This window comes from Curtobacterium sp. C1, assembly GCF_021049325.1.
In the GTDB taxonomy this organism is placed as follows: domain Bacteria; phylum Actinomycetota; class Actinomycetes; order Actinomycetales; family Microbacteriaceae; genus Curtobacterium; species Curtobacterium citreum.
The window spans coordinates 1,781,581-1,800,331 of record NZ_CP088076.1; the positions used below are offsets into that span (position 1 = coordinate 1,781,581).

19 protein-coding genes are annotated in these 18,751 nt (G+C 72.7%); 15 read left to right on the top strand and 4 right to left on the bottom strand.

Annotated features, from left to right (window positions below):
* Positions 1-19: 19 nt before the first annotated feature.
* Positions 20-1,213 carry a D-alanyl-D-alanine carboxypeptidase family protein gene (locus LQK89_RS08675; protein WP_058740885.1) on the bottom strand — a complete coding sequence of 398 codons (1,194 nt, stop codon included), beginning with the start codon at positions 1,211-1,213 and terminating at the stop codon, positions 20-22.
* Positions 1,214-1,364: 151 nt separating this feature from the next.
* On the opposite strand from LQK89_RS08675, the gene LQK89_RS08680 reads away from it, so the two are divergent.
* Positions 1,365-2,501, top strand: a complete 1,137-nt coding sequence (locus LQK89_RS08680; RefSeq protein ID WP_231048881.1) for an acetamidase/formamidase family protein — start codon at positions 1,365-1,367, stop codon at positions 2,499-2,501.
* The gene (locus LQK89_RS08685) at positions 2,498-4,018 is read left to right on the top strand and encodes an AtzH-like domain-containing protein (protein ID WP_231048882.1); all 1,521 of its coding nucleotides are present in this window, start codon (positions 2,498-2,500) and stop codon (positions 4,016-4,018) included. The genes LQK89_RS08680 and LQK89_RS08685 overlap by 4 nt, the downstream gene beginning before the upstream one ends.
* Before the next feature lie 51 nt (positions 4,019-4,069).
* Here the strand turns inward: LQK89_RS08685 and LQK89_RS08690 are convergent, their stop codons facing one another.
* Positions 4,070-4,888 carry a TrmH family RNA methyltransferase gene (locus tag LQK89_RS08690; RefSeq protein WP_231048883.1) on the bottom strand — a complete coding sequence of 273 codons (819 nt, stop codon included), beginning with the start codon at positions 4,886-4,888 and terminating at the stop codon, positions 4,070-4,072.
* Between the two features lie 74 nt (positions 4,889-4,962).
* Between LQK89_RS08690 and LQK89_RS08695 the strand changes: the two genes are divergently transcribed.
* The 3 genes from LQK89_RS08695 (at position 4,963) to LQK89_RS08705 (ending at position 7,373) form a co-directional block, all read left to right on the top strand.
* Entirely contained in the window at positions 4,963-5,796 is an 834-nt protein-coding gene (locus LQK89_RS08695; protein ID WP_058740909.1) for a Sir2 family NAD-dependent protein deacetylase, read from the top strand.
* Complete coding sequence (locus LQK89_RS08700) at positions 5,793-6,431, top strand: histidine phosphatase family protein (RefSeq protein ID WP_144801140.1); 639 nt, start codon at positions 5,793-5,795, stop codon at positions 6,429-6,431. The genes LQK89_RS08695 and LQK89_RS08700 overlap by 4 nt, the downstream gene beginning before the upstream one ends.
* Before the next feature lie 114 nt (positions 6,432-6,545).
* Positions 6,546-7,373, top strand: coding sequence for a hypothetical protein (locus LQK89_RS08705; RefSeq protein ID WP_231048884.1), 828 nt, complete (start codon positions 6,546-6,548; stop codon positions 7,371-7,373).
* A gap of 86 nt (positions 7,374-7,459) precedes the next feature.
* Here LQK89_RS08705 and LQK89_RS08710 read toward each other — a convergent pair whose 3' ends face one another.
* Together LQK89_RS08710 and LQK89_RS08715 are read right to left on the bottom strand one after the other, a co-directional pair.
* Positions 7,460-8,539, bottom strand: coding sequence for a glycosyltransferase family 4 protein (locus tag LQK89_RS08710; protein ID WP_231050767.1), 1,080 nt, complete (start codon positions 8,537-8,539; stop codon positions 7,460-7,462).
* A 5-nt stretch (positions 8,540-8,544) separates the two neighbouring features.
* Positions 8,545-9,495: an alpha/beta fold hydrolase gene (locus LQK89_RS08715; protein ID WP_231048885.1), complete on the bottom strand. Its 951-nt coding sequence runs from the start codon at positions 9,493-9,495 to the stop codon at positions 8,545-8,547.
* Positions 9,496-9,797: 302 nt separating this feature from the next.
* Here LQK89_RS08715 and treS point away from each other — a divergent pair, with 302 nt between their 5' ends.
* The 10 genes from treS (at position 9,798) to LQK89_RS08765 (ending at position 18,751) form a co-directional block, all read left to right on the top strand.
* A complete protein-coding gene (treS, locus tag LQK89_RS08720; protein ID WP_058740891.1) occupies positions 9,798-11,510 on the top strand; it encodes a maltose alpha-D-glucosyltransferase in 1,713 nt (570 codons plus the stop codon).
* A 237-nt stretch (positions 11,511-11,747) separates the two neighbouring features.
* The gene (locus LQK89_RS08725; RefSeq protein ID WP_058740911.1) at positions 11,748-12,464 is read left to right on the top strand and encodes a 3'-5' exonuclease; all 717 of its coding nucleotides are present in this window, start codon (positions 11,748-11,750) and stop codon (positions 12,462-12,464) included.
* Between the two features lie 78 nt (positions 12,465-12,542).
* Positions 12,543-13,670, top strand: a complete 1,128-nt coding sequence (locus tag LQK89_RS08730) for a DUF475 domain-containing protein (protein ID WP_114849908.1) — start codon at positions 12,543-12,545, stop codon at positions 13,668-13,670.
* A gap of 62 nt (positions 13,671-13,732) precedes the next feature.
* The gene (locus tag LQK89_RS08735) at positions 13,733-14,320 is read left to right on the top strand and encodes a TerD family protein (protein ID WP_231048886.1); all 588 of its coding nucleotides are present in this window, start codon (positions 13,733-13,735) and stop codon (positions 14,318-14,320) included.
* A gap of 20 nt (positions 14,321-14,340) precedes the next feature.
* Positions 14,341-14,922 carry a TerD family protein gene (locus LQK89_RS08740; protein ID WP_058740894.1) on the top strand — a complete coding sequence of 194 codons (582 nt, stop codon included), beginning with the start codon at positions 14,341-14,343 and terminating at the stop codon, positions 14,920-14,922.
* A 43-nt stretch (positions 14,923-14,965) separates the two neighbouring features.
* Positions 14,966-15,544, top strand: coding sequence for a TerD family protein (locus LQK89_RS08745; RefSeq protein WP_058740895.1), 579 nt, complete (start codon positions 14,966-14,968; stop codon positions 15,542-15,544).
* A 56-nt stretch (positions 15,545-15,600) separates the two neighbouring features.
* On the top strand, positions 15,601-16,821 hold the full coding sequence (locus LQK89_RS08750; protein WP_231048887.1) for a toxic anion resistance protein: 1,221 nt from the start codon (positions 15,601-15,603) through the stop codon (positions 16,819-16,821).
* 18 nt (positions 16,822-16,839) lie between these two features.
* Entirely contained in the window at positions 16,840-17,415 is a 576-nt protein-coding gene (locus LQK89_RS08755) for a hypothetical protein (protein WP_231048888.1), read from the top strand.
* Positions 17,412-17,972: a TerD family protein gene (locus LQK89_RS08760; protein ID WP_231048889.1), complete on the top strand. Its 561-nt coding sequence runs from the start codon at positions 17,412-17,414 to the stop codon at positions 17,970-17,972. Before LQK89_RS08755 ends, LQK89_RS08760 begins: the two co-directional genes overlap by 4 nt.
* 308 nt (positions 17,973-18,280) lie before the next feature.
* Positions 18,281-18,751, top strand: coding sequence for a hypothetical protein (locus tag LQK89_RS08765; RefSeq protein ID WP_231048890.1), 471 nt, complete (start codon positions 18,281-18,283; stop codon positions 18,749-18,751).

Below are 18,751 nucleotides of genomic sequence, written 5' to 3' on the forward strand. Positions count from 1 at the left end.
ACACTACGCGGTGCTCGGGTCAGGCGGCGGTGCCCTGGAACGGGTTCGTCCAGCGCCACCAGACGCCGGGGTCCTCGATCCCGCGCTCGAGGACGAGCGGCACGGTCACCGGGTCGTGGTCGGAGATCGTGAAGCGCACACGCCCGACCCGCTCCCCCGCGGCGCCGAAGGTCAGCTGCTCGAGCGTGGTCTTCGCGGTCACGGTGGTCCGTCCCCAGACCAGGACCTCGGCCGCCTTCGCCGAGACGGCGTCGGCTTCGTCCCGCCACGGCGTCGAGAACGTCCCGAACGTCTGCCCGGCGTGCGTCAGGGTGACGACCTGGAAGTTGTCGGCGACCGAGCGCAGGAGCCGCTGCACGTCGACGTCGAGCGAGTCGTGGTCGACCCCGCCGAGCATCGCCCCGACGACCGTGACGGTCCGGCCGCCCCGCTCGTAGGTGGCGGCGAACAGCAGGCAGGCGCCGGCCTGGTCGAGCGTTCCGGTCTTGATGCCCTCGACGCCGTCCATCCCGAGCAGCTTGTTCGAGTTCTCGATCTGCCCGGCGCCAGGGACCGTGGCCTGCGCGGTGCCGACGATCTCCTTGACCACGGGGTCCGCGAGTGCGAGCTGCCCGAGGTCGACGAGGTCGGTCGCGGTCGAGGTGTTGCCCGCGTCCAGGCCCGTCGGCTCGTGAATCGTGGTGTCGTCGAGGCCGTGCGCGTGCAGCCAGGTCGTCGCGGCGCGCTGGTAGGCGTCCATCGAGCCGAACGCCCAGAGTGCGAGCGCGCCGGCGTAGTTGTTCGCGGACTTCATGAGCATGACCTGCATGGTCTGGTACTGCGACAGCTGCAGCCCCGCGGGCATCGGGGCGACCTCGCCGTTCTGCGCAGCGTAGGTCGCGTAGAGCCCCTGCATCTGCGCGTCGAACGTGATCGTCGGACCCGCCTGGCCCTGCCGGAGCGGCTTCGCGTCGAGGACGACGAGCGCGGTCACGACCTTCGAGATGCTCGCGATCGACCGGGCCTTCCGGTCCCCGCTCGTCCGCAGGCTCTCCGGGAAGTCGGTGGCCTCGACCGCCGTCGCGCCGTAGCCCGGGAAGGACAGCGCCGGCAGCGTCGAGGTCGGGGCGGCGTACGTCGTGGTCCGCGCGCTCGCCGGGGCGAACGGCACGACGGCCGCCGCGACGAGGAACCCGACGACGAGCACGAGGACGGCGACGACGGTGATCGTCACGGGCCTCCTGATGGCGGTACGGGGACGACGCACGACTGCTGGCACGGCACAGGAGCGTACCGGGGCGTGACCGGGTGCCGCGTGTGACGAACGTGTAAAACATCGGCAGGACGGCCCGGTGCGGCCCCGGACGCCCCCTACCGTGACGGACATGCTCCACGGATCCACCCCGGGCACCGCGCCCGTGCCGCCGCCGTCGTCCGCCCCTGCCGTGCCGGTCCTGCAACCGGGCACCGGTCCGGTCCGCTCCGACCGGTACCTGCCGGTCGACCCGGAGCGGGCGCTGTGGGGACGCCTGCCGAGCGACGCCGACCGCCCGGTGATGACGGTGCCGTCCGGTGCCGAGGTGACGATCGACACGCTCAGCCACGAGGGGCTCCTGCCGGACCAGGGCAGCGACCCGGTGGCGTTCTTCGCCCGGCACGGCGTGCCCCGCGAGCACGTCCTCGACGACGCGGTCGCCGTGGCCCGTGCCGCTCGCCGCGACCCGGAGCACGACGGACCGCACGTGGTCACCGGCCCGATCGCGGTCGAGGGCGCAGAGCCCGGGGACGTCCTGACCGTCACGGTGCTCGAGACGCTGCCCCGGGTCCCGTACGGGGTCGTGTCGAACCGGCACGGCCGCGGCGCGCTGCACGGCGAGTACCCGGTCGACGGCACGACCGTGAGCGTCTTCGCGGACGTCGTCCCCGGACCGGACGGGCTGCTCGGCCGCATCCCGCTCACCGAGTCCCGCGACCGGTACGCCCGCTTCCCGCTCGCCCCGTTCCTCGGCATCACCGGTGTCGCGACCCCGGGCGAACGGCTCCACTCGGTCCCACCGGGGCGGCACGGCGGGAACGTCGACGTCAACCTGCTGCAGGCCGGAGCCCAGCTGCACCTGCCCGTGCTCGTGCCGGGCGCGTCGGTGTACGTCGGCGACCCGCACTTCGCGCAGGGGGACGGCGAGGTCGCGCTCACCGCGATGGAGGCCTCGCTCCGGGCGACGCTGCGCTTCGACCTGACGCCCGCTGCCGAGGCAGTCCAGCGGTTCGGCGACCTCGTGTGGCCGCTCGTCGAGACGCACGAGTTCCTCGTCCCGACCGGCATGGACCCCGACCTCGACGAGGCCGTCCGGGCCTGCGTCCGGCACGCGATCGCGATCCTCGGCGCCCGCTACGGCATGGAGCCGCACCTGGCGTACGCGTACCTCAGCGCCGCGACCGACTTCAACGTCTCGCAGGTGGTCGACCTCGTCACGGGGGCGCACGCCCGCATCCGCAAGGCCGACTTCGAGGACCTCCGGTGAGCGGGCCGGACGCCCCTGCCGGGCTCCTCGAGGCCCTGGACGCCTACGAGCGCGCCCTCGCCGCCGACGACCTCGCCGCGCTCGACGACGCCTTCGTCCGCTCCCCCACGACCCTGCGCGGCGACGACCGCGGTCTGCTCGTCGGCCACGACGCGATCAGCGCCTTCCGCGGCGCGCGCGGTGGGGTCGCGAGCCGGACCCTGACCCGGGTCGAGGTCCGACCGCTCGCCGACGACCTCGCCCTGGTCGTCGCCGTGTCCACCTTCGACGCGGGCGGCTCCGGCCTGCAGACCCAGCTGTGGCGCCGCCAGGACGGCACGTGGCGGATCGAGGCGGCGCACGTCACCGGACGCCCGCGGGCGTTCGACACCACGGTCTGGCGCGTGCTCGGCGACCCGCTCGTCGCCCCGACCGGGACCGGCCCGCTCGACGGCGAGACCGTCGCCGTGAAGGACCTCTACGCCGTCCCCGGGCACCCCGTCGGTGCCGGGAACCCCACGTACCTGCGGGAGTCGGTCCCCGCCGCGACGGCAGCGGCCGCCGTCGCGGCGCTCCTCGCCGCCGGCGCGTCGATCCGCGGCATCGCGCGGACCGACGAGTTCGCCTACGCGCTCACGGGACGCAACGAACACCACGGCACCCCACCCAACGGGGCGGTCCCGACCGCCGTGCCGGGAGGATCGTCCAGCGGCTCAGCGTCGGCCGTCCGTTCCGGGACGGCCGACATCGGACTGGGCACCGACACGGCCGGCTCGATCCGGGTCCCGGCGTCCTACCAGGGGCTGTGGGGCCTCCGCACGACGCACGGGCTCGTCGACCGGGCCGGACTCCTGCCCCTCGCGCCGTCGTTCGACACCGTCGGATGGCTGACGCGGGACGCCGACACGCTCCTCCGCGCGCTCGACGCCTCGGTGCCGGACGACACCGCCCGACAGCCGGTCGGCGACCCGGTGGTCCTGACGGACCTGCTCGACGCCGCGGACCCGGCGACGCGGGAGGCCTTCCGCGCCGCGGTCGGGCCCGACGTGCCGGAGACCTCCCTCGCCGCGCTCGGACTCCCCGGACTCGACGAGCTGCGCGAGCTGCTCCGGCTGGTGCAGGGCGCCGAGGCCACGGCCGTGCACGGCGACTGGATCGCCGCACACCCGGGAGCGCTCGGCGCCGTCGTCGGTGGACGGTTCGCCGCGGCCGCCGCCGCTCCGGCCGACCAGGTGGCGGCGGCGCGCGAGCGGTTCCCCGTCGTCCGGGCCGCGATCCGCGAGGCGCTGCACTACCGCGCGTTCCTGGCGCCGACCGTGCCCGGCCCGGCTCCCGCGCTCGCCGCCGACGCGGACGAGCTCGAGCGGGTCCGGACGGCGACGACCGCGATGACCGCGCTCGCGAGCGTCGGCGGCCTCCCCTCGGTGAGCGCGCCGGTGCTCACCGTGGACGGCGCGCCCGTCGGGGGGTGCCTGACCGGCGGGCCGGACACGGACCGCGCCCTGGTGACCGCCGTCGGACGGTGGCTGCCCGCCTGACCCGCCACGATCCTCCCGGCCAGTGCTGCTGCCCGCCGACTGGATGGGCAGCTAGCGGGCCGCCCGCTGCGCGTGGGCGACCGCCCACAGGCCGACGGCGCTCGCCGCGGCCACGTTGAGGGAGTCGACGCCGTGCGCCATCGGGATCCGGACGGTCGTGTCGGCGGCGGCGATCGCCGCGGGCGTGAGGCCCTGGCCCTCGGTGCCCATCACGAGCGCGATCCGCTCGGGGACGTCCTGCACGAAGGTGTCCAGGTCCACCGAGCGGTCGGTGAGCGCCATCGCGGCGAGGTGGAACCCCTGCGCGCGGAGGTCGTCGCCGGTGGCGGGCCAGTCGCCGATGCGGGTCCACGGCACCTGCAGGACGGTGCCCATGCTGACCCGGACGCTCCGTCGGTAGAGCGGGTCGGCGCAGCGCGGGCTGACGAGCACCGCGTCGGCGCCGAGTCCGGCGACGCTCCGGAAGACGGCACCGACGTTCGTGTGGTCGACGATGTCCTCGAGCACGACCACGAGCCGGGCGTCCCGCACGACGTCCGCGACGCTCGGCAGCTCCGGACGGTGCATCGCGGCGAGGGCGCCCCGGTGCATCGCGAACCCGGTCAGCTGCTCGAGCAGGGCGTCGGGCCCGACGAAGACCGGGCCCTCGTGGTCCGCCACCAGGGGCAGCACGCTGTCGAGCCACTTCTCCTGCACGAGGACGCTCCGGGGCACGTGCCCGGCCCGGACCGAGCGCTCGATCACCGTGTTCGACTCCGCGATGTACAGCCCGCCCTCTGGCTCGGAGACCCGTCGGAGCGCCACGTCGGTCAGTCGGGCGAAGTCGTCGAGGCGCGGGTCGTCGAGGGTGTCGATGCGGACGGGGTGCACGGGGCTCGTTTCGTGGGAAGGCGGCTGGGCGGTCGGCTGTTGAGGGTACCGTGGACGACGTGCTGACCGACCCGATGCAGGCCGAGCTGGACCGCGTGGTCGAGCTCCTCGCGGGCAAGCGGATCGCGGTGCTGTCCGGGGCGGGGCTGAGCACCGACTCCGGGATCCCCGACTACCGCGGCGACGGCCGGGTGGTCCGCAAGCCGATGACCTTCCAGGAGTTCCGTTCCGACGCCGCGAAGCGACAGCGGTACTGGGCCGGCTCGCACCTGGGGTGGCGTTCGTTCGCCGCGGCACGTCCGAACGCCGGGCACCGCGCCCTCGCCGCGCTCGAGCGAGCGGGGCTCGTCACCGGGGTCGTCACGCAGAACGTCGACGGCCTGCACCTGCGGTCCGGGTCGCGCCGGGTCGTCGAGATCCACGGCTCGATGGACCGCGCGGTGTGCCTGACGTGCGGGCAGGTCTTCTCACGCGCCGACCTCGCCGCCGTGCTCGACCGCGAGAACCCGTGGATCGACGAACCCGGGAACGTCGAGCTGCAGCCGGACGGTGACGTCGAGATCACCGACGTCGAGCGCTTCCGCGTGCCCGACTGCTCGGTGTGCGGCGGGGTGCTGAAGCCCGACGTGGTGTTCTTCGGCGAGTTCGTGCCGGCCGAGAAGTTCCGCGAGGCCGTGTCGATCGTGGCCGACGCGGACGCGCTCCTGGTCGTCGGGTCGTCCCTCACCGTGAACTCCGGCGTCCGCCTGGTCGACCACGCCACGCGCCGCAAGCACCCGGTCGTCATCGTGAACCGCGGCACCACCCGCAGCGACCGGCGAGCAGCGGTGAAGATCGACGGCGGGACCACCGAGACGCTCGAGGCCCTGGCAGCGCGTCTGCTGCCGTCTGCGATGATCGACGGGTGACGACGCTCCTCACCCTGGTCCGGCACGGCGAGACCGACTGGAACGCGCAGCGCCGCATCCAGGGCTCCACCGACATCCCGCTCAACGACACCGGCCGTTCCCAGGCGGCCGCGGCCGCAGCACTCCTCGCGCGTCGGTCCTTCGACGCCGTCGTCGCGTCGCCGCTCTCGCGCGCGTTCGAGACCGGGTCGATCATCGCCGCCCACCTCGGGCTCGACGTCCCGTCGACCTACCCGGGCCTGGCCGAGCGGTCCTACGGCGAAGCCGAGGGCCTCACCGACTCCGAGGTCGTCGAGCGCTACCCGGACGACGTCGTTCCCGGACGTGAGTCGCGGAGCGCCCTCCTCGCCCGCGCCACCGAGACCCTCGGCGAGATCGCGGTCCGGTTCGACGCGGGGTCGGTCGTCGTCGCGACCCACGGCGCGGTGATCCGTGCACTCGTCAACGCCGCCGCTCCCGGCACCGCGGACCGCTGGTCGACGCCGATCCGCAACGGGTCGGTGCACTCGTTCCGCTGGGACCCCGAGCGCTTCCGAGCCGAGCTCGTCCGGTTCGACGACCCGCTGGACGAGGTCTCCGAGCAGACCGGCGACGAATCGTTCGCGGAGCAGAACCCGCTGGAGCGCCGCGGCTGACCCATGGCGACGTCCCGCGGAACCCGCAACCCCCTGACCGTCGCCGGACTACGCTCCGCTGCACGGACGGCCGGCTCCCGGGCCGCCCGACCCGGACGGCGTGAGGGGGACGGCATGGACGCCAGGCGGACCGACGACGACCCACCGTGGTCCGAACGCCCCCTGCCCGACGCTCGGCGCGCCGCCGCGGCCCCGGGTCGGCACGCCGCCGCTGACTCGGGTCGGCTCGCCGCCGCTGACTCGGGTCGGCACGCCTCCGACGACGACCTGGACCGCGCGTTCGGACCGGGCACGGCGGCGGTCCGAACGGTCACCGGGGCGCAGCGCCTGCGACGGGGGTCCCTCGTGCTGCTCGGGTTCGTGGTCGCAGGCGTCGTGATCGCCGTCGTGCTGTCGACCATCGTCGGCAGCGTGCAGAACGGCGTCGGCGGGGTGTTCCCGCAGCCGCAGGCGGCCCTCGACCGGTTCCGTGCCGACGCCCGCGCGGTCCCGGGCGTGCAGACGGTCCAGGACCCGACCACCGACAAGCAGGCCTTCGCGGCGTACGACGTGGCCGCGGTCGTCGTGGTCGACACCGCGCTCTCCCCCGGTCAGCAGGTCGACGTGGTCACGCGGCTGAGCGCCGCCGCGGCCGACGCCGGCGGCAACGGCGTCCGAGTGACGGCGATCGCGCGGATCGGGGCGCTCGACGTGGGCGTTTCCTCGGACGCGACCGTCAGCCGGCAGCGGTTCGAGGTCGCCCGCTCGGTCGCGGACGTCGGCGGGGTGGTGGCGGTGCGCTGCTCTTCCGGGCCGGAACGCACGGCGGACGACCCGGCACTCCAGCGGGTCGTCGTGGTGACCGGCGGGACCGGAGCAGCGCTCGACGCCGTGGTCGCGACCGCGTCGGAGCGGACGCACGCCGTCTTCCCGGGAGCGACGGTCACCGCGACCGACCGGTGACGCGGTGAACCGCATCGGGCACGGAGCGCGACAGACCACTCCGGGCGCGGTGACGTGGCGTGCACGCCCTCCGGCGCGGGCGGCCGTCAGCCGCGGCGTCGTGCCCGGTCGGCCACCGCACGTTCGACGGCCTGCACGACCTGCTCGGCGGAGTCCGCCCAGCGGAACCGGGCGGCCTGCTCCCGCGACGCCGCCGACGCCGTGTCCCAGCGCTCCTCGAGCCGACGGACCGCGGCGGCGACGGCCGCGGACGACGACGGGTCGAAGTACTCCGCGGCGTCGCCGCCGATCTCACGGAAGATCGGGATGTCGCTCACCGCGACCGGTGTGCCGACACCCATCGCCTCGACGAGCGGGATGCCGAAGCCCTCGTCGCGGGACGCCGTGACGAGTGCCGTCGCGGACCGCAGCGTCGCGAGGTACTCCTCGTCGGACGCGCCGTCGTGCCACACGATCGAGCCCGCCGGTGCGAGCCGCTCGAGCCGCCGGCGGTCGGCGTCGGACACCCGGGACATGCAGTGCAGCGTCCAGTCCGGTCCGAGCAGCGGCAGCGCGGCGGCCAGGGTCTCGACGTTCTTGTACGGCATGTACGAGCCCATGTAGACGAGGGAGCGCTGCCGCCCGGCCGCCGGGTCGCGCGGTTCCGCCGGGTCCGCCGCGTTGTACGCGACCGTGACCGGGCGCTTCGTGAGCCGGTGCTCCGCGATCAGGCCGGCGGTCGTCCGCGAGACCGTGACCACGCCGTCGGCGCCGTCGAGCAGGAAGCGCTGCGGTGCCCAGCTGAGGTGGAAGAGCCGCCAGCCGAGCCGGATCGGCCACGAGAACTCCCGCGGGGGCGTGCGGTTCCGGTAGTAGATGAGGTCGTGCAGGGTCAGCACGAGGGCGTACCGCCGACCACGCGACCCCATGGTCTGCATGGGCGAGAACACCGCGTCCAGGCCGAGCCGGTTGACGACCCGGGCGACGAACGGCTCCCCCGCGTCGGTCGGCGCCGGGACGAGCTCCCACGGCAGTCCGGACGGCAGCGACTCGAGCTGCCGTTCGTCGTGCACGAGCAGCACGGCGTCGTGCCGGTCGGGCAGGTGCGCCGCGATGCCGGCGGTGAAGCGGCTGATGCCGTCGTGCCGCCCGATGCGGACGTACCGGCAGTCGATGCCGATCCGCAGGCGCGTCACGAGGTCGCCCCGTCCGCCCGGCCGGACCCGGTCCGACGCGGGTGCCCCGCGCGACGCGGTCGGTCGGCCATCCGCCGGAGCACGGCCTCGGCCGCCGCGCCCGGGGTCTCGTAGTGCACGAGGTGCCCGACGCCCGGGACCACCACGAGCTCGGCGTCCCGCAGCCGGGCCGCGAGGGCCCGCTGCTCGGGCACCGCGGTGATGTCGTCGTGCTCCGCCGCGACGAGCAGGACGGGCACGTCGATGCGGTCGGCGTACTCCGACACGTCGTGCGTGACCGAGGTGCGGAACGCCTCGAGCACGCTCGTGCGGTCCGCGAACGCCGAGAAGTACCGGTCGTGCTGCTCGTGCACCCAGCGGCGGAGGTCGCGGTCGTGGCTCTTGAGCATCGCGACGCTCATCGCCCGGACGATCGCACGGTTCCGGAGCAGCCCGAGCCCGAGCGGCCGCGGCAGCAGCGCCCCCGCGCGGTAGTACCCGATCGCGATGCCGGTGGCGACGGCACGCGGCCCCTGGAGCGCCGGCGCGGCGATGGGGTTCACGAGGACGAGCAGCCGGGTGCCGAGCCCGGCGGCGACGGCAGCCGCGGTGACGATCGAGCCGAAGGAGTGACCGAGCACGACGGTGTCCCGCGTCAGCCCGAGGGCACGGTGGAACCCGGTGAGCCAGCCGACGTAGCCGTCGATGTCCGACACGGGCAGCGGATCCGAGATCCCGAAGCCGGGCAGGTCCGGCACGAGCACCCGCTTGCCGACCAGATGGGCGGCGATCGTCTCGAGGCCGTGGTGGTCGCCGCGGAACCCGTGGACGGCCAGGACCGTCTCCTGCGCGTCGGCCGGCCCGTACTCCCAGTAGTGCGTCGTGCGGCCGCCGACCACGACGGAGCGGTGCACGACGGGGGTCGACGCCGTCAGCGACTGGTACGGGGAGATCACGGGCGCTCGCATCCCGGCCAGTCTACGAAGCGGACCACGCCCCGGACCGCAGCCCACCCCGACGAACCGGACCACGCACCGGACCGCAGCCCACCCCGACGGACCGGACCGCAGCCCACCCCGGCTTACCGGACCACGCACCGGACCGCAGCCGCCCCGGCGACGCGCCCCGTGCCTCCAGGCCGGCGGACCGCACGCGACGGAACGCGACCGAACACGACCCGCGCAACCCGCGGACAGTCGCAGGGCCGCGCGCCTACTGTGGCGGGGACGGGCCACGCCGCCGGCCCGCCGACCTTCGACGAGGAGCACGGTTGACGTTCACGGCCCCGATCCAGCTGCCCGGACTCACGCTCGACCCGCAGTGGCACAAGCGCTCGGTCTTCTACGAGTGCATGATCCGCTCGTTCGTCGACTCGAACGGCGACGGGATCGGTGACATCCAGGGCGTCATCGGCAAGCTCGACTACCTGCAGTGGCTCGGCGTCGACGCCCTGTGGCTGCCGCCGTTCTTCCAGTCGCCGATGCGCGACGGCGGGTACGACATCCAGGACTACAAGGCGATCCTGCCGGAGTTCGGCACCCTCGATGACTTCCGCGAACTCGTGACGAAGGCGCACGAGCGGAACATGCGCATCGTCATCGACATGGTCCTCAACCACACGAGCGACCAGCACGAGTGGTTCCAGCAGTCCCGCGAGGACCCGGACGGCCCCTACGGCGACTTCTACGTCTGGCGCGACACCGACGAGCACTACCAGAACATCCGCATCATCTTCGTGGACACCGAGGAGTCGAACTGGACGTTCGACCCGGTCCGTCGACAGTTCTTCTTCCACCGGTTCTTCTCGCACCAGCCCGACCTCAACTACGAGAACCCCGCGGTTGTCGAGGCCGTCTACGACGTCGTCCGGCACTGGCTCGACATGGGCGTGGACGGGCTCCGGCTCGACGCCATCCCGTACCTGTTCCAGTCCGAGGACGGCAACGGCGAGGGCGAACCGGAGACGCACGAGTTCATCAAGAAGCTCCGCGCGATGGTCGACGACGAGTACCCCGGCCGCGTACTCCTGGCCGAGGCGAACCAGTGGCCCCGCGAGACCGCCGCGTTCTTCGGCACCGACGAGGAGCCCGAGTGCCACATGGCGTTCGACTTCCCGGTCATGCCGCGCATCTTCTACTCGCTGCGCGCGCAGCACGCCGCCGAGCTCAAGGCGATCCTGTCCGAGACGCTCGACGTCCCGGAGAAGGCCGCGTGGGGCGTGTTCCTCCGGAACCACGACGAGCTGACCCTCGAGATGGTCAGCGAGGAGTACCGCCAGGCGATGTACGGCTGGTACGGCTACGACCCGCGGATGCGTTCGAACATCGGCATCCGCCGTCGCCTCGCGCCGCTGCTCGACAACTCCCGCGCCGAGCTCGAGCTCATCCACGCGCTGCTGTTCTCGCTGCCGGGCTCGCCGTTCCTGTACTACGGCGACGAGATCGGCATGGGCGACAACATCTGGCTGCCCGACCGCGACTCCTCGCGCACGCCCATGCAGTGGACACCGGACCGGAACGCCGGGTTCTCGACCGCCGACCCGGGCAAGCTCTACCTGCCGGTCGTCCAGTCGCTCGTCTACAACTACGCGCAGGTGAACGTCGAAGCGCAGCTCGCGCAGTCCCGCTCGCTGCTGCACTGGGTGCGGAACGTGATCCACGTCCGCAAGGCGCACCCGGTGTTCGGGATGGGCAGCCTGCACGTGCAGGACACCGACAACGAGTCGGTGCTCGCGTTCGTCCGCTCGTGGGAGGGCTCCGGGCAGCAGTTCGGGCCGAGCGCCGAGGACGTCCTGTGCGTGTTCTCGTTCGCCACGAACCCGACGTCGGTCACGGTGTCGGCGCCGGAGTTCGCGGGGCGGCCGCTGTACGACCTGTTCGGCGGCGGGTCGTTCCCGTCGTTCGACGACGAGGGGAACGTCACGCTGACGATGGGGACGCAGTCGTTCTACTGGCTGCACGTCGGGCGGCCGGTCGCGCAGTAGGGAGCGGACCGGGCCGTCGGTCGCGGTCGCGTCCGGTGGGCGGCGCCGGTACCGGCCTGGAGGCACGGGTCGGGTCCGGCGGGCGGGTCGCGTCGGTCGTGTCGGACCGTCCGCGGATGGGCGCTGCCCTCCGCACGTGACGTGGCGGGTCGTGTCGGTCGTGTCGGACCGTCCGGCTAGCCTCGGCACGTGACGTACTCCGCAGCAGTGACCGACACGTCCGCTCCGGGCGCCCCGGTGCAGGACCTCTCCGGTCGCCCCTGGTGGCACGCACTCGGCGTGTTCGACCTCGAGACCACGGGCGTCGACGTCGAGACCGCCCGGATCGTCACCGCGCACGTCGGGCTCATCGACATGACCGGACGCTCCATCGTCGAGGGCGCGTGGGTGGCCGACCCGGGCATCGCGATCCCCGAGGGCGCCGCCGCGGTGCACGGCTACACCACCGAGCGGGCGCAGGCCGAGGGCCGTCCCGCCGGCGAGGTCGTGGCCGAGGTGATCGCCGCGGTCGAGGCCGTGTTCGCCCGCGGCATCCCGCTCGTCATCTACAACGCCCCGTACGACCTCACGGTGCTCGACCGCGAGGCCCGACGGCACGGCCTGCCCTCCCCCGTGGTCGGCAACGTCGTCGACCCGCTCGTGATCGACAAGGCGCTCGACACCTACCGCAAGGGCAAGCGCACGCTCGAGGCCGCGTCGGCGCTCTACGGTGTGCAGCTCGACGACGCCCACGACGCCGGGGCCGACGCCGTCGCCGCGGGAAGGGTGGCGCAGGCCATCGCCGCGAAGTACCCGGAGGAGCTCGGCGTCTCGGCCGAGGAGCTCCACCGGAAGCAGGTCGGGTGGTGCGCCGACCAGGCGTCCTCGTTCCAGGAGTACATGCGGAAGCAACGCGATCCGGCATTCACCGCGGACGGCCGCTGGCCCCACCGCGGGACGGCGCCGAGCATGTAGCATCGCCGCGGGGGCTCGTTCGACTGCGAACGTCCTCAGCCCCTGCTCGACGACGCACCGACCGGGAGACCGCCGCACGTGTTCCTGAAGACCTTCGGGTGGTCCCTCGTGATCACCGTCCTCGCCCTCGCCACGGCGCTGATCTACGGCAGCTGGACCGCCGTCGTGATCACGCTCATCCTCGGTGTGCTCGAGATCAGCCTGAGCTTCGACAACGCCGTCGTGAACGCGCGCATCCTCGAGCGGATGAGCCCGTTCTGGCAGAAGATGTTCCTCACCGTGGGCATCGTCATCGCGGTGTTCGGCATGCGTGTGCTCTTCCCGCTCCTCATCGTCGGCATCACCGCGCAGCTGAACCCGGTCGAGGCCGTCCAGCTCGCGCTCGAGAAGGGCCCGATCGACGAGCCCGGCACGTACGCCTACCTGCTGCACGAGGCGCACCCGCAGATCGCGGCCTTCGGCGGGATGTTCCTGCTGATGATCTTCCTCGACTTCATGTTCGAGGACCGCGACATCCTGTGGCTGAAGTGGCTCGAGCGCCCGCTGCACGTGATCGGCAAGCTCCCGATGGTCAACGTCGTCGTCGCCCTCGTGCTGCTCGCCGTCTTCGCGGTGTCCTCGGGCGACCACCAGAGCGTCGTGCTCATCGCCGGCATCGCCGGACTCGTGACCTACTTCCTCGTCACCGGACTCGGCGGACTCTTCGACGTCGACGACCCCGAGGACGAGGGCGACGCGCTCGAGAGCACCGACCACATGGTGGCCGAGGCCGACCGCATCGTGAAGAAGCGCCGCCTCGGGCACGTCGCCGGCCGTGCGGCGTTCCTGCTGTTCCTGTACCTCGAGGTCATCGACGCGTCGTTCTCGTTCGACGGCGTGATCGGCGCGTTCGCGATCACCGCGGACCCGATCATCATCGCCCTGGGCCTCGGCCTCATCGGCGCGATGTTCGTCCGCTCGCTCACGGTGTTCCTCGTCCGCCAGGGCACGCTCGACGAGTTCGAGTACCTCGACCACGGCGCGCACTGGGCGATCGGCGCCCTCGCCGTGATCCTGCTCGTCACGATCACGACCGAGGTCAACGAGGTCGTCACGGGCCTGATCGGCGTCGTCTTCATCCTCGCCGCCTTCATCTCCTCCGTCGTCCGGAACCGCCGCAAGGCCGCGGCCGAGCAGCCGGCGGAACCCGCCCAGCTCGTCCACTGATCCGCGCGACGACACCGGTCCCGCGCGGACGACACCGAACTGCTCCAACGAAAGGTCACACCATGGGACTCAGCCTCCAGAAGGGCCAGTCACTCTCCCTCATGAAGCAGGACGGCAGCGCACTGACGCGCGTGCGCCTCGGCCTCGGGTGGGACGCCGTCGCCGCGAAGCGCGGGCTGTTCGGCGGCCGGAAAGAGGCGGAGGTCGACCTCGACGCCTCGGCGATCTTCTTCGACGCCCAGGGCACGCCGATCGACTACGTCTGGTTCAACCAGCTCCGCAGCAAGGACGGCTCCGCCCAGCACACCGGCGACAACCTCACCGGCGCCGGGGAGGGCGACGACGAGACGATCCGCATCGACCTGAGCGCCGTGCACCCCGCCGTCTCTCAGATCGTGTTCGTGATCAGCAGCTACAGCCGCCAGACCTTCGACAGCGTCAAGAACGCGTTCTGCCGCGTCGTCGACGACTCCACCGCCGGTGCCCCCGAGGTCGTGCGCTACGAGCTCACCGAGTCCGGTCCGCACACCGCCATGGTGATGGCGAAGGTTGCCCGCGGCTCGGCCGGCTGGTCGTTCAGCGCGATCGGCGAGCGGGCGAACGGCCGCACCGTCCAGGACCTGGTCGCCCCCGCGGCCGCGGCCCTCTGATCAGGGAACAGGAGACCTCCGTGGCGACCCTCTCGCTGTCCAAGGGCAACAACCTCTCGCTCACCAAGACCGACCCGGGTCTCCGGCGCGCGATGATCGGTCTCGGCTGGGACCCCCGCACGACCGCCGGTGAGCAGTTCGACCTCGACGCCTCCGCGCTGCTCGTCGGCGCGAACGGTCGGGTGCGCTCGAACGACGACTTCATCTTCTACAACCAGCTGCAGTCGAACGACGGCTCGGTCGTCCACCAGGGCGACAACCGCACCGGCGAGGGCGAGGGCGACGACGAGCAGATCCTCATCGACCTCGACGCCGTCGCCGCGGACGTCGAGCGGGTCGTCATCGTCGTGACGATCGACCAGGCGGACGCCCGTCGGCAGAACTTCGGGCAGGTCCGCGGCGCCTTCTGCCGGGTCGTGAACGACGAGACCGGCAACGAGGTCGTGCGCTTCGACCTCACCGAGGACGCCGCGTCGGAGACCGGCATGATCTTCGCGGAGATCTACCGGTACAACGGTGAGTGGAAGTTCCGCGCCGTCGGCCAGGGCTACGCCACCGGACTCCGGGGCGTCGCGACCGACTTCGGCGTCGTCCTCGACTGACCTCCGCACCCGCACCGACAGCACCACCTGGAAGGACCCGATCATGGCTGGACTCTCCCTCGCCAAGGGCAACAACCTCTCCCTCACGAAGACGAGCCCCGGGCTGACCGTCGCGACGGTCGGCCTCGGCTGGGACCCGCGCACGACCTCGGGCGAGCAGTTCGACCTCGACGCGTCTGCGCTGCTGCTCGGCGAGTCGGGCAAGGTCCGCTCGGACGCCGACTTCATCTTCTACAACCAGCCGCGCAGCGTCGACGGTGCCGTGGCGCACCAGGGCGACAACCGCACCGGTCAGGGCGACGGAGACGACGAGCAGATCACCGTCGACCTGCAGGCGCTCCCCGCCGACGTCGTCCGCGTGGTCATCGCGGTGTCGATCGACCAGGGCGAGGCCCGGCGGCAGAACTTCGGCCAGGTCCGGAGCGCGTACTCCCGCGTGCTCGACCAGGACGGCAACGAGATCGTCCGCTACGACCTGTCCGAGGACGCGGCGCCCGAGACGGCGATGATCTTCTCCGAGCTGTACCGCAACGGTGCCGAGTGGAAGTTCCGCGCCGTCGGCCAGGGCTACACGACCGGCCTCGCCGGCATCGCCACCGACTTCGGCGTCCAGCTCGGCTGAGCCGCTCCCCTCGACCCGCGACCCCGCGACCCCTTCGAACGACCCAGGAGACACCGATGCCCGGACCCCTCGCACCGCCGGAGCCCGCTGACTCGTCCGAGGACGCCCTCGTCCTGCGGCCGGCCGACGCGGCGGAGACGATCACGCCCGACGACGCCCCCGGCATGGTGCCGGTCGACGCCGAGCGGCAGGCGCAGATCGCGGCGCAGGCGCGCGAGTTCGTCGACGAGGTCGCCGCGCTCGACCCGCGCTCCCCGGCCTTCGGCGAGAAGGTCGACGGCATCAACCAGATCGCGAGCAGCGAGATCGCCCGGTCCGGCGGGTTCTCGTCGCGGATGCTCGAGCGGTCGCAGTCCTCGGTCGCGGGGGCCCGCCGGACGGGCGACAGTGCGCAGGTGAAGGTCGCGACGACCCTGGGCGATCTCCGCTCGACCGTCGAGGACCTGACCCCGAACCAGGCCGACCTCAGCACCGGCCGGAAGATCCTCGGGATGATCCCGGGCGGCAACAAGCTCGCGAAGTACTTCCAGCGCTACGAGTCCGCGCAGACGCAGCTCGACCGCGTCATCAAGTCGCTCATGGCCGGCCAGGACGAGCTCCGCAAGGACAACGCGACGCTCGCCGACGAGAAGGTCCAGCTGTGGGAGACCATGCAGCAGCTGAGCGAGTACGCCGTCTTCGCGAAGGCGCTCGACCAGGCGGCCGTCACGAAGGTCGAGTCGCTGCGGAACGCCGGCCGCGTGGACGAGGCGCAGAAGCTCGAGTCCGACGTGCTGTTCCCGGTGCGCCAGCGGCACCAGGACATCCTCACGCAGCTCGCGGTCTCGGTGCAGGGGTACCTCGCCATGGACCTCGTCCGCAAGAACAACACCGAGCTCATCAAGGGCGTCGAGCGAGCGCGCACCACGACCGTCGCGGCTCTCCGCACCGCGGTCGTCGTCGCCCAGGCGCTCGCGAACCAGCGCATGGTGCTCGACCAGATCGACGCCGTGAACAACACCACGAACGCGATGATCCTGCAGACGAGCGAGATGCTCCGCGACCAGACCACGCGGATCCACCAGCAGGCGACGAACTCGGGCGTCAGCGTGGAGACCCTGCAGCGTGCGTTCGACAACGTGTTCCAGACGATGGACGCCATCGACTCCTTCCGCTCCGAGGCGGCGAAGAACATGTCGTCGACCGTGAGCGCGCTCGAGGCGGGCATCCAGCGGGCGAAGCCCTACCTGGAGCGCGCGCGGCAGAGCGACGACGACCCCCGGTCGGTCGCCCGATGACCTCCACGGCCCCGCGCCGTGCGTGACCGCTTCCGGGCGCTCTTCGGCCGGGACGACGACCGTGCCGACCACCGGCACGACGAGGTGCACCGGACGTCGACGCCCGAAGAAGCGGCTGCGGCCGCCGCGGCCCGGATCGACGTCCGCGGTGCCGGCGGCTCGGCGGACGACCGTGCCGTCGCCGCCGGGCTCGACGACCTGCGCGCGTTCGTCCGTGCCGCGGGAGCCGACCTGCCGACGGTGATCGCCTCGCGGATCCGCCACGTCGAGGACCTCCTGCGCGAGGCCGCCGACACGACCGTCGCCCGCGGCGCCTCGACGGAGCAGCGCTACCTGTTCCAGGCCGTCGTCGACGACTACCTGCCCACACCCGTCCGCACGTACCGCTCGCTGCCCGCGGCGGACCGGCGCGACGACAGCGACGCCACCCGGACGCTCGCCGACCAGCTCGACGTCGTCGCGGAGACGGTGGAGGACATGCACGAACAGATCCGGAGCGGCGCCATCGCCGAGCTCTCCACCCACGGCCGGTTCCTGCGGGAGCGTCTCGGTGACGGCGATCCGGGGTTGCGACTCCGCGGAGCGGACTCGTGAGCGGCCGGCTCGTCCCCGGGGCGAACGCCGCGCTGACGGCCGAGAACCCCGGTCTGACGGCGGTCGTCGTCGGCATCGCGTGGGACCAGATCGTCAGCCGTGGTCCGTCGGCCGAGCTCGTGCCCGTCGCCCTCGTGTGCGGCGCGGACGGACTCGTGCTCTCCGACGAGGACCTCGTCTTCTTCAACCAGCTCGAGAGCGTCGACGCCTCCGTCGCGTACCTCGACGAGTCCGACGACGAGGAGATCGACGTCGACCTCGGGTCGGTGCCGGACGTCGTCGACAAGATCGTCTTCGCGGTGTACCTCGACCCGGACCGCCGCTCCCCCGGCGACCTCGGCTCGGTGCGCTCGATGTCGATCCGCGTCAGCGCGCCGGACGGCCGCGAACTGGTGTCCTTCGCGCTGCCGTCGGACCGCAACCACACCATCGACGCCGTGATCCTCGGCGAGCTGTACCGGCACCGGACGGACTGGAAGTTCCGCGCGGTGGGCCAGGGCTACACGACGGGGCTCACCGGGCTCCGGAACGACCACGGCATCGGTCGGCGGCGATGACCTCGGCGCACCCGTACCTCCGGCGGCGGGTCCCACCGGTGCCGCGGGACACGGCCGGCACGCAGCGCGCTGCGGCGACGCCACCGATCGCAGGACCGACGGACGGTGGCGCCCCGCCCCGGGGGACCGGGCTGACCCTGTCCGGCCCCACGGCGCGGACGACGCCCTCCGTCCCCCGCACGCCGTCCGTGCCGAGTCCGGGGTCCACCCCCACACCGACGTCGACCGGCCCGTCGGCGCGCGTCGCCGCCAGGCTCGCTGCCCGCGCTCGACGGGTCCGTCCGTTCCCGGCTGTCGACCCCCGCGACGTGCAGGTCCTCGACGCCGGGACGCCCGTCGTCCGCGTCGACCGTCGACGCTCCGCCGTCGGGAGCCTCGTCGTCGCCGGTTGCACGAGCACGGTCTGGGAGGGCACCGACCACGACGTCGGCGCGGCGACCGTCGACGGCGCCACCGCCGGGCGAGCCGTCCAGACCCCGGGCAACCGGCCGCTCGTCGGGTTCGACGACGGTGTCGCCCTCGTCGCGCTCCGGCACGTCCGCAGTCTGCGCCGTGCGCTGTTCATCGCGAGGGGCGCCGAGCGGATGACCGTCGCACTGCACGACGGCACCACCCTCGCGGTCGATCCCGGCACCGGTGACACGACGACGATCCTCGCGCTGTCGGTCGTCGACGGGGAGCTCGAACTCCGCGCCGAACCGTTCCCCCGGGCCCCGCACGACGGCGAGGTCTTCGCCGCCTTCGGGTTCACCCTCTCCGCACCGTCGATCGGAGCCTGA